The sequence below is a fragment of the Nocardioides sp. genome (genome assembly GCF_036374615.1).
Lineage (GTDB): Bacteria > Actinomycetota > Actinomycetes > Propionibacteriales > Nocardioidaceae > Nocardioides.
Genome location: NZ_DASUTK010000149.1, coordinates 1 through 7,458, shown reverse-complemented (window position 1 = coordinate 7,458; position 7,458 = coordinate 1). Strand labels below are relative to the sequence as shown.

Here is a 7,458-nt window from a genome sequence, read left to right as displayed (position 1 = left end):
CCGCGTCACCGACGTCTTCGACTGCTGGTTCGAGTCCGGGTCGATGCCGTTCGCGCAGGTTCACTACCCGTTCGAGAACGCCGACTGGTTCGAGGACCACTACCCCGGCGACTTCATCGTCGAGTACATCGGCCAGACCCGCGGCTGGTTCTACACGATGCACGTGCTGGCCACGGCGCTGTTCGACCGGCCCGCGTTCCGCAACTGCCTGAGCCACGGCATCGTGCTCGGCAACGACGGGCAGAAGATGAGCAAGTCGTTGCGCAACTACCCGGACGTGTCCGAGGTGTTCGACCGCGACGGCGCCGACGCGATGCGCTGGTTCCTGATGTCGAGCCCGATCCTGCGTGGCGGCAACCTGATCGTCACCGAGCGCGGCATCCGCGAGTCGGTGCGGCAGGTGCTGATCCCGCTCTGGAACACGTGGTACTTCTTCGCGCTCTACGCCAACGCGGCGAACGGCGGGGCCGGGTACGACGCGTCGGCGGCCGAGCACTCGCAGCACCCGATGGACCGGTACGTGCTCGCCAAGCTGCGGCAGTACGTCACGGCCATGACCGAGCAGCTCGACAACTACGAGGTCGCGAACGCCTGCGACTCGACCCGCACCTTCATCGAGGTGCTCACGAACTGGTACGTCCGTCGCTCGCGCGACCGGTTCTGGAACGAGAGCCCGGAGGCGTTCGACACGCTGTTCACGGTCCTGGAGACCGTGTGTCGGGCGGCGGCACCGCTGCTTCCGCTCACCACCGAGGAGGTGTGGCGCGGTCTGACCGGCGGGCGGTCGGTGCACCTGACCGACTACCCCGATCCCGAGGTGTTGCCGGCCGACGACGCTCTCGTGGAGGCGATGGACGTGGTCCGCGACGTGGCCTCGGCCGGGCTCGCGCTCCGCAAGGCCCACCAGCTGCGCACCCGGCTTCCGCTGGCGTCGCTCACGCTGGTGGTCGACGACACCTCGGCCCTGGCCGGGTTCGAGCCGATCCTCGCTGACGAGCTGAACGTGAAGCAGGTGCACCTCGTCGACGCCGGCTCCGAGGAGGCGGCGGCGTACGCCGTTCAGCAGCGGCTCAGCGTCAACGCGCGGGCCGCCGGCCCCCGCCTGGGGCGCGAGGTGCAGTCCGTCATCCGCGCCGCCAAGAGCGGGGACTGGTCGGTGGCCGACGACGGCACGGTGATCTGCGGCGGGATCCCGCTGGTGGACGGAGAGTTCGCGCTTGACACCGTGGCGGGCGAGGACTCGGCGGACGCGGCGACGGCCGTGCTCCCGCGCGGCGGCTTCATCGTGCTCGACACGAGCACCACACCCGAGCTCGAGGCCGAGGGCGTCGCCCGCGACCTGATCCGCTCCGTGCAGCAGGCCCGGCGCGACGCGGAGCTCGACATCTCCGACCGGATCTCGCTGGTCGTGGCCGGCCCGGCCGAGGTGCTGGCCGCCGCGCGCACGCACGAGCAGCTGCTCGCCCGGGAGACACTGGCCGACACCGTGGCGTTCGAGGAGGCGGCGGAGACCGACGTACGGGTCGCTCGGACCTGATTCGCTGGGCGACTCAGTTCTGAACAGGTGGCCGGCCCCAGTCGACGGCGGCTCGCACCGCCTCCGGCACCCGCTCCAGGAGCTCGGCGTCCGGGCGCGCGCCGAGGGCGTCGTTGACAGTCGAGAAAGCGATCCGGCCAGCCACGTACGCCGTGACGGCGACGATCTGCTCGTCGCTGAAGCCGGCGGCGCGGAGGGCGTCGACGTCGGCGGACGTGGTGCTGTTCGGGTCGCGTGCGACCGCGCGCGCCCATCGGGCCAGCGCCTGCTCAGCCGGGTCGAGCCCTGCGTCGTCGCCGGTCAGGACCCCGGCCGCCGTCTCGTCGTCGACCACCCCGGCCAGCCGGGTGCCCCAGGCCAGGGAGCAGTACGAGTCACCCATCGAGGAGGCCGCGGCGCTGACCAGGATGGCCTTCTGGCGGAACGTCAGGTCGCCGGCCGATGCTGCGGAGCCGAGCAGGTCGACGATGCCGTCGTGCACCGCCGGCGCGTGCGCCCACACCCGGGTCAGGTTCATGACGTACCCGTCGCCGTCGAGGTCCTCGGCGTACAGCTGGCGCGCCTGCTCCGTCGGCTCGGGCTCCGCGAGGAAGCTCCCCGTGCCCTCCATGTCCCACCTCCCGCGTGGGAGCGTAGTGCCCGCGGTCCGCGAGCAGGCTGGTTGGATGGGGCCATGACGACCCTCGACCTGTCCGCCGACGCCGTCACGCTCACCGAGCAGCTGGTCAACATCGAGTCGGTGAGCGGCAACGAGCGGGCGATCGCCGACGCAGTGGAGGTCGCGCTCCGCGCGCTGCCGCATCTCACCGTCACCCGCCGCGGCGACACGGTCGTGGCCCGGACCGAGCTCGGCCGTGGCGAGCGGGTCGTGATCGCGGGCCACCTCGACACCGTGCCCCTGAACGACAACCTCCCGGCCCGCCGCGAGGACGGCGTGCTGCACGGGCTCGGCACGTGCGACATGAAGGGCGGCGACGCCGTCATCCTCCGGCTCGCGGCGACCGTCCCCGAGCCGAACCGCGACGTCACCTACATCCTGTACGAGGCCGAGGAGATCGAGGCCGAGTTCAACGGCCTCAACCTGCTGGCGCAGAGCGACCCGGGGCTGATGGTCGCCGACTTCGCGATCCTGATGGAACCCTCGGGCGCGATCGTCGAGGCGGGGTGCCAGGGCACGATGCGGGTCGACGTCACGACCGTCGGCGAACGGGCCCACTCCGCCCGCAGTTGGAAGGGCGTCAACGCCATCCACGGCGCTGCAGACGTCCTGACGCGACTCAACGCGTTCGAGGAGCGCCGGCCGCTGATCGACGGCCTGGAGTACCGCGAGGGGCTCAACGCGGTGTTCATCGCGGGGGGAGTCGCCGGAAACGTGCTGCCCGACGAGTGCGTCGTGTCGGTCAACTACCGGTTCGCCCCCGACCGCAGTGAGGCCGAAGCCGAGCAGTTCCTGCGCGAGTTCTTCGACGGCTACGAGGTCACGGTGCGCGACAGCGCGCCGGGCGCGGTGCCCGGCCTCGGGCTGCCGGCGGCCAAGGCGTTCGTCGAGGCGGTCGGTGGGGAGGTCCGGCCGAAGTTCGGGTGGACCGACGTCGCGCGCTTCAGCGCCCTCGGCGTGCCCGCGGTGAACTTCGGCCCTGGCGACCCGATGCTCGCCCACAAGCAGGAGGAGCACGTCCCGATGGCGCACATCGAGACCTGCGAGCGAGAGCTTCGCCGCTGGTTGGGAGGCGAGTCGTGAGGAGCAAGTTCAAGGGCCCGGTGACCCTGCGGCGCAAGGCGGTCGACGAGGGAACGACCGACCAGCGCCTGCTCGACTCCCGTGGCCCGACCGACTGGGTCCACACCGACCCCTGGCGGGTGCTGCGGATCCAGGCGGAGTTCATCGAGGGCTTCGGGGCGCTGGCCGAGCTCGGTCCGGCAGTGAGCGTCTTCGGGTCGGCCCGGACCAAGCCCGATCACCCGGCGTACGAGAAGGGCGAGCAGCTCGGCCGCGCGCTCGTCGAGGCTGGGTTCGCGGTCATCACCGGCGGTGGCCCGGGCACGATGGAGGCCGCCAACAAGGGCGCCAGCGAGGCCGGCGGCCTCTCGGTCGGGCTCGGCATCGAGCTCCCCTTCGAGGCCGGACTCAACGAGTACGTCGACGTCGGCATCAACTTCCGCTACTTCTTCGCCCGCAAGACGATGTTCGTGAAGTACGCGCAGGGCTTCGTCGTCCTCCCCGGGGGGCTCGGCACTTTCGACGAGCTCTTCGAGGCGCTCACGCTCGTCCAGACCCGGAAGGTCACGTCGTTCCCGGTCGTGCTGCTGGGCGTCGACTACTGGGCGGGGTTGCTCGGCTGGCTGCGCGAGACCGTTCTCGCCGACGGCAACATCCACGAGGCCGACCTCGAGATGATCGTCCCGACCGACGACGTCGAGGAAGCCGTCGCGATCATGGTCGCCGCGCGCGAGGGTCGGATGCCGAATCCGCCCGCCCGGCGGGCGGAGTGAGGAGGGTCCGGAGATGACCTGGGTGTTCGCGATCCTGCTGGTGCTGGCGCTCGGCGGCGTCGCGGTGGTCGCCGCCGGCCGCGGGACTCCCATCAGCCGCGCGTACGACGACCGGCCCGATGCCGTGGTGCCGGCCACCGGTCCGTTGGGTGCCGACGACCTGCGCCGGGTCAGGTTCTCGTTGGCCTTCCGCGGCTACCGGATGTCGGAGGTCGACGCGCTCCTCGACCGGCTCGCGGCGGAGCGTGATGCCGCGTCGCCACGCCCGAACGGTCATGGCGACCGTCCTACCGACTGAGGCAGACTGCCTCCCGTGTCCGTCGAGATCATCGTCTACATCCTCACGGCCCTGGCGGCCGTGGTGGTCGTGCTGACGCGGCTCCGGCTCGGTGGCTCCGAGCACGGAGCCGGCCGCGCCGATGTCGGCTCGGCACTGCTCAACATCCACACCGGCGCGGGCGTTCTCGCACTCGCCGTGTGGGTCACGTACCTCGTCGCGCCGGACGACTCCCCGGTCGGGGGCGAGCTTGCCGGCATCATCGGCATCGCCCTGTGGTGGGTCGTGACGGTGGCCGGGCTACTGGTCCTGGTCCGCTGGCTGCCCAGCCGCGGCCGGCACGCGGTCGAGGCGATGGAGGACTCCTGGTCCGAGGGCCCGGGGCTGTCGGTGCTGGCGCACGTGGGGATGCTGGTCGGCGTCCTCGTCTTCACCTACGCCTACGCCGAGTCCCTCGTATGACGTCGGCCGCCACGAGGCTGGTCCTGCGACCGGTCCGGCGGTTGGTCCCGCGACTCATGGCCGGGTTCGCCCTGATCGTCGCTGCGCTGGTGCTGCCGGTCGCCCCGGCCTCAGCCGACGCCGACGACGCCGTGCTCTCCAAGCGCAAGCTGGGAGAGTCGGTGCAGGGCCGCAAGATCATGGCCTACCGCCTCGGCGACAAGTCGAAGTTCCGCGTGGTGCTGATCTCCACCATGCACGGCGACGAGGCACGCCCCCGCCGGATCCTCCTGTCGCTGCGGAACGGCGCGCCGATCAGCGGCGTCGACCTGTGGGTCGTGCCCACCTACAACCCGGACGGCCTGGCCGCCCGGACCCGGAAGAACGCCCACGGGGTCGACCTCAACCGCAACTACCCCTACCAGTGGGCGAACCTCGACGGGCCCTACGAGAGCGGCCCGCACCCGAAGTCCGAGCCCGAGACCAGGGCGATGGTCCGGTTCTTGAAGGACATCCGGCCGCACCGGATCCTGAGCTTCCACCAGCCGCTGTACGGCGTCGACCTCGACACCAAGAACAAGAAGTTCGCACGCAAGGTCGCCCGCATCCTGAAGCTGCCCAAGAAGACGTTCACCTGCGGCGGCGTCTGCCACGGCACCATGACCTCCTGGTACAACCACAAGTTCTCCGGCGCGGCCCTCACGGTGGAGTACGGCGCCGACCCGAGCCGCCGGATGATGCGCGTCATCGCCCCGCGACGGGTGCTGAGGGTCTTCGACGCGCGTCGCCAGCAGCTCGAGCGCGTGAGGTAGCTCGCCTCAGCGGCCGCGGAACGTCGGCTTCTCCTTGGCGATGAAGGCAGCGACCGCGGCGGCGTGGTCCTGGGTCGCGCCGGTCTCCGCCATCATCCGGCTCTCGAAGGCGATGGCCTCCTCGAAGGAGTGGCCCGCCGCGTACGCGACCGAGCGGCGGATCGCCCCGAGAGCCACGGTAGGGCCGGCCGCCAGCCGGGCCGCGACCTCGCCGACGGCGGAGCCGAGGTCGTCCTCGGGGACCACCGCGGTGGCGAGCCCCAGGTCGAGGGACTCCTCCGCCGACAACGTACGCGGGAAGTACAGCAGCTCGATCGCCTTCGCCCTCCCGACCAGTCGCTGGAGGTGGTAGCTGGCCCCGGTGTCGCAGGAGAGCGCGACGTTCGCGAACGCGAGGTTGAACCCCGCGCCTGCCGCCAGGTACCGAAGATCGCAGGCGAAGGCCAGGCTCGCGCCCGCCCCGGCGGCGACCCCGTTGACCGCCGCGATCACCGGCTTCGGCATCGTGGCGATCGCCGTCACGATCGGGTTGTAGTGCTCGTCCACCGTGCGGAAGAGGTCGTCGCTTGATTCGCTGTGCAGGATCTCGATGTGCTCCTTGAGGTCCTGACCGACGCAGAACGCCCGGCCGCTACCGGTGAGGACGACGCACCGCGCCGCCGGGTCGTCCGCGACCGCGCGGACGGTCTCGAGCAGCGCCGTCTTCGTCGCCACGTCGAGGCTGTTCATCGCGTCGGGACGGTTGAGGGTGATGGTGGCGACGCCGTCGGTGACGTCCAGCAGCACAGGTGAGGTCATGAAGGGAGTCTGCCCGACCCCGGTCGCCCCGGGCCTCCGGCTCAGTCGAGGCACTTCGCGAGGAACCGCTCGGACGCCGGCTTGAGCCGGTCGGCCTCGCTGGTGAACAGCTCGGCGGCCTCCCGGCCGGGCCAGTCGTGAGGCAGCAGCTCGTCGGGGAGCCCCGGGTCGGTGAAGAGGAACTTCCGCCACTCGTGCACCATCTGGAAACGGGCGGCGAACGCGTCCTCGTCGCTGGTGTCCGGCGACAACCCACGCAACAGCGCACCGGCCTCCCGGATGAAGCGCTCGTACGCCGCTGCGAGCTCGGGCAGGTCCCAGGCGTCGAGCGGGCTCGGCTCGATCCGCTCCGACCACACATGCCGTGCGGTCGTCCCGGCGCGCGCGAGGACCTCGTCGAGCTCGGTCCGCGCGAACGGGCTCACCCACGAGTGCGGTGTCAGCTCGGCGTACCCGATGAAGGACAGGTCGGCCCGCAGCCGGTTCCGCTCCGGGCGGCTGGTCGGTGGCTCGACCAGCGCCAGGTGCCAGGTGCCGTCCCACGTCCGCCGCACGCGGCGGTAGACGCGGGCGCCGACGTCGTCGAGCCAGCGGATGGTGCGATCGGTGGCCCGGTAGCCGCGGCCGGCCTGCAACCGGACCGGCTCCAGCCACCCCTCCGACACCATCCGCGAGATCGCGGTCCGCACCGCAGGCGCCTGGATCCCGACCGGATCGAGCAGCCGCACCAGCCCGGCGACCGGTGCCTGGCTGCCCCGGCCACGCAGGTGGTCACCGTAGACGTCGAACAACGCGGACCGCGCATGCATGAACAGAGTGTGCCAGTCCGTCGCCCTCACAACTCCGGGGCTGTGGCGCCGATCACCCGGCCATAGGGGATAATGGTGCGGCATCCGACCGCCGGGTCCGAGATTCGGACGGTCCAGACGTTACGTACTAGGAAGAGGTGCGCGGATGGCGGCGATGAAGCCCCGGACGGGCGACGGTCCGCTGGAGGTCACCAAGGAAGGGCGCGGACTCGTGATGCGGGTCCCGCTCGAAGGTGGCGGCCGGCTGGTCGTTGAGCTCAACGCCGACGAGGCCACCGCGCTCCGCCAGGC

10 protein-coding genes are annotated in these 7,458 nt (G+C 71.2%); 7 read left to right on the top strand and 3 right to left on the bottom strand.

The window, feature by feature from the left end:
- A partial coding sequence (locus VFZ39_RS11665) for a class I tRNA ligase family protein (RefSeq protein WP_330865924.1) occupies positions 1–1,537 on the top strand: 1,537 nt, incomplete at its 5' end.
- A 13-nt stretch (positions 1,538–1,550) separates the two neighbouring features.
- Here the strand turns inward: VFZ39_RS11665 and VFZ39_RS11660 are convergent.
- Complete coding sequence (locus VFZ39_RS11660; protein ID WP_330865923.1) at positions 1,551–2,147, bottom strand: hypothetical protein; 597 nt, start codon at positions 2,145–2,147, stop codon at positions 1,551–1,553.
- 63 nt (positions 2,148–2,210) lie between these two features.
- Between VFZ39_RS11660 and dapE the strand changes: the two genes are divergently transcribed.
- The 5 genes from dapE to VFZ39_RS11635 are packed head-to-tail and all read left to right on the top strand — an operon-like array spanning position 2,211 to position 5,560.
- Positions 2,211–3,278, top strand: a complete 1,068-nt coding sequence (gene dapE, locus VFZ39_RS11655) for a succinyl-diaminopimelate desuccinylase (protein WP_330865922.1) — start codon at positions 2,211–2,213, stop codon at positions 3,276–3,278.
- Positions 3,275–4,030: a TIGR00730 family Rossman fold protein gene (locus VFZ39_RS11650; RefSeq protein ID WP_330865921.1), complete on the top strand. Its 756-nt coding sequence runs from the start codon at positions 3,275–3,277 to the stop codon at positions 4,028–4,030. Before dapE ends, VFZ39_RS11650 begins: the two co-directional genes overlap by 4 nt.
- Before the next feature lie 13 nt (positions 4,031–4,043).
- Positions 4,044–4,328 (top strand): DivIVA domain-containing protein, encoded by a 285-nt coding sequence (locus tag VFZ39_RS11645; RefSeq protein ID WP_330865920.1) that lies wholly within the window; start codon positions 4,044–4,046, stop codon positions 4,326–4,328.
- 15 nt (positions 4,329–4,343) lie between these two features.
- Complete coding sequence (locus VFZ39_RS11640; RefSeq protein ID WP_330865919.1) at positions 4,344–4,769, top strand: hypothetical protein; 426 nt, start codon at positions 4,344–4,346, stop codon at positions 4,767–4,769.
- Positions 4,766–5,560: a M14 family zinc carboxypeptidase gene (locus VFZ39_RS11635; RefSeq protein WP_330865918.1), complete on the top strand. Its 795-nt coding sequence runs from the start codon at positions 4,766–4,768 to the stop codon at positions 5,558–5,560. Before VFZ39_RS11640 ends, VFZ39_RS11635 begins: the two co-directional genes overlap by 4 nt.
- Positions 5,561–5,566: 6 nt before the next feature.
- On the opposite strand, the gene VFZ39_RS11630 is transcribed toward VFZ39_RS11635, so the two are convergent.
- The gene (locus VFZ39_RS11630; RefSeq protein ID WP_330865917.1) at positions 5,567–6,358 is read right to left on the bottom strand and encodes an enoyl-CoA hydratase/isomerase family protein; all 792 of its coding nucleotides are present in this window, start codon (positions 6,356–6,358) and stop codon (positions 5,567–5,569) included.
- Positions 6,359–6,399: 41 nt separating this feature from the next.
- Entirely contained in the window at positions 6,400–7,167 is a 768-nt protein-coding gene (locus tag VFZ39_RS11625) for a PaaX family transcriptional regulator C-terminal domain-containing protein (RefSeq protein ID WP_330865916.1), read from the bottom strand.
- Positions 7,168–7,312: 145 nt separating this feature from the next.
- On the opposite strand from VFZ39_RS11625, the gene VFZ39_RS11620 reads away from it, so the two are divergent.
- Positions 7,313–7,458: DUF3117 domain-containing protein (locus VFZ39_RS11620; protein WP_330865925.1), on the top strand; the 146-nt coding region annotated here is incomplete at its 3' end.

Excerpts from the sequence above, each read along its gene's own strand:
- VFZ39_RS11660 (WP_330865923.1), bottom strand. The coding sequence starts at position 2,147 with ATGGAGGGCACGGGGAGCTTCCTCGCGGAGCCCGAGCCGACGGAGCAG.
- dapE (WP_330865922.1), top strand. The coding sequence starts at position 2,211 with ATGACGACCCTCGACCTGTCCGCCGACGCCGTCACGCTCACCGAGCAG.
- VFZ39_RS11645 (WP_330865920.1), top strand. The coding sequence starts at position 4,044 with ATGACCTGGGTGTTCGCGATCCTGCTGGTGCTGGCGCTCGGCGGCGTC.
- VFZ39_RS11635 (WP_330865918.1), top strand. The coding sequence starts at position 4,766 with ATGACGTCGGCCGCCACGAGGCTGGTCCTGCGACCGGTCCGGCGGTTG.
- VFZ39_RS11630 (WP_330865917.1), bottom strand. The coding sequence starts at position 6,358 with ATGACCTCACCTGTGCTGCTGGACGTCACCGACGGCGTCGCCACCATC.
- VFZ39_RS11625 (WP_330865916.1), bottom strand. The coding sequence starts at position 7,167 with ATGCATGCGCGGTCCGCGTTGTTCGACGTCTACGGTGACCACCTGCGT.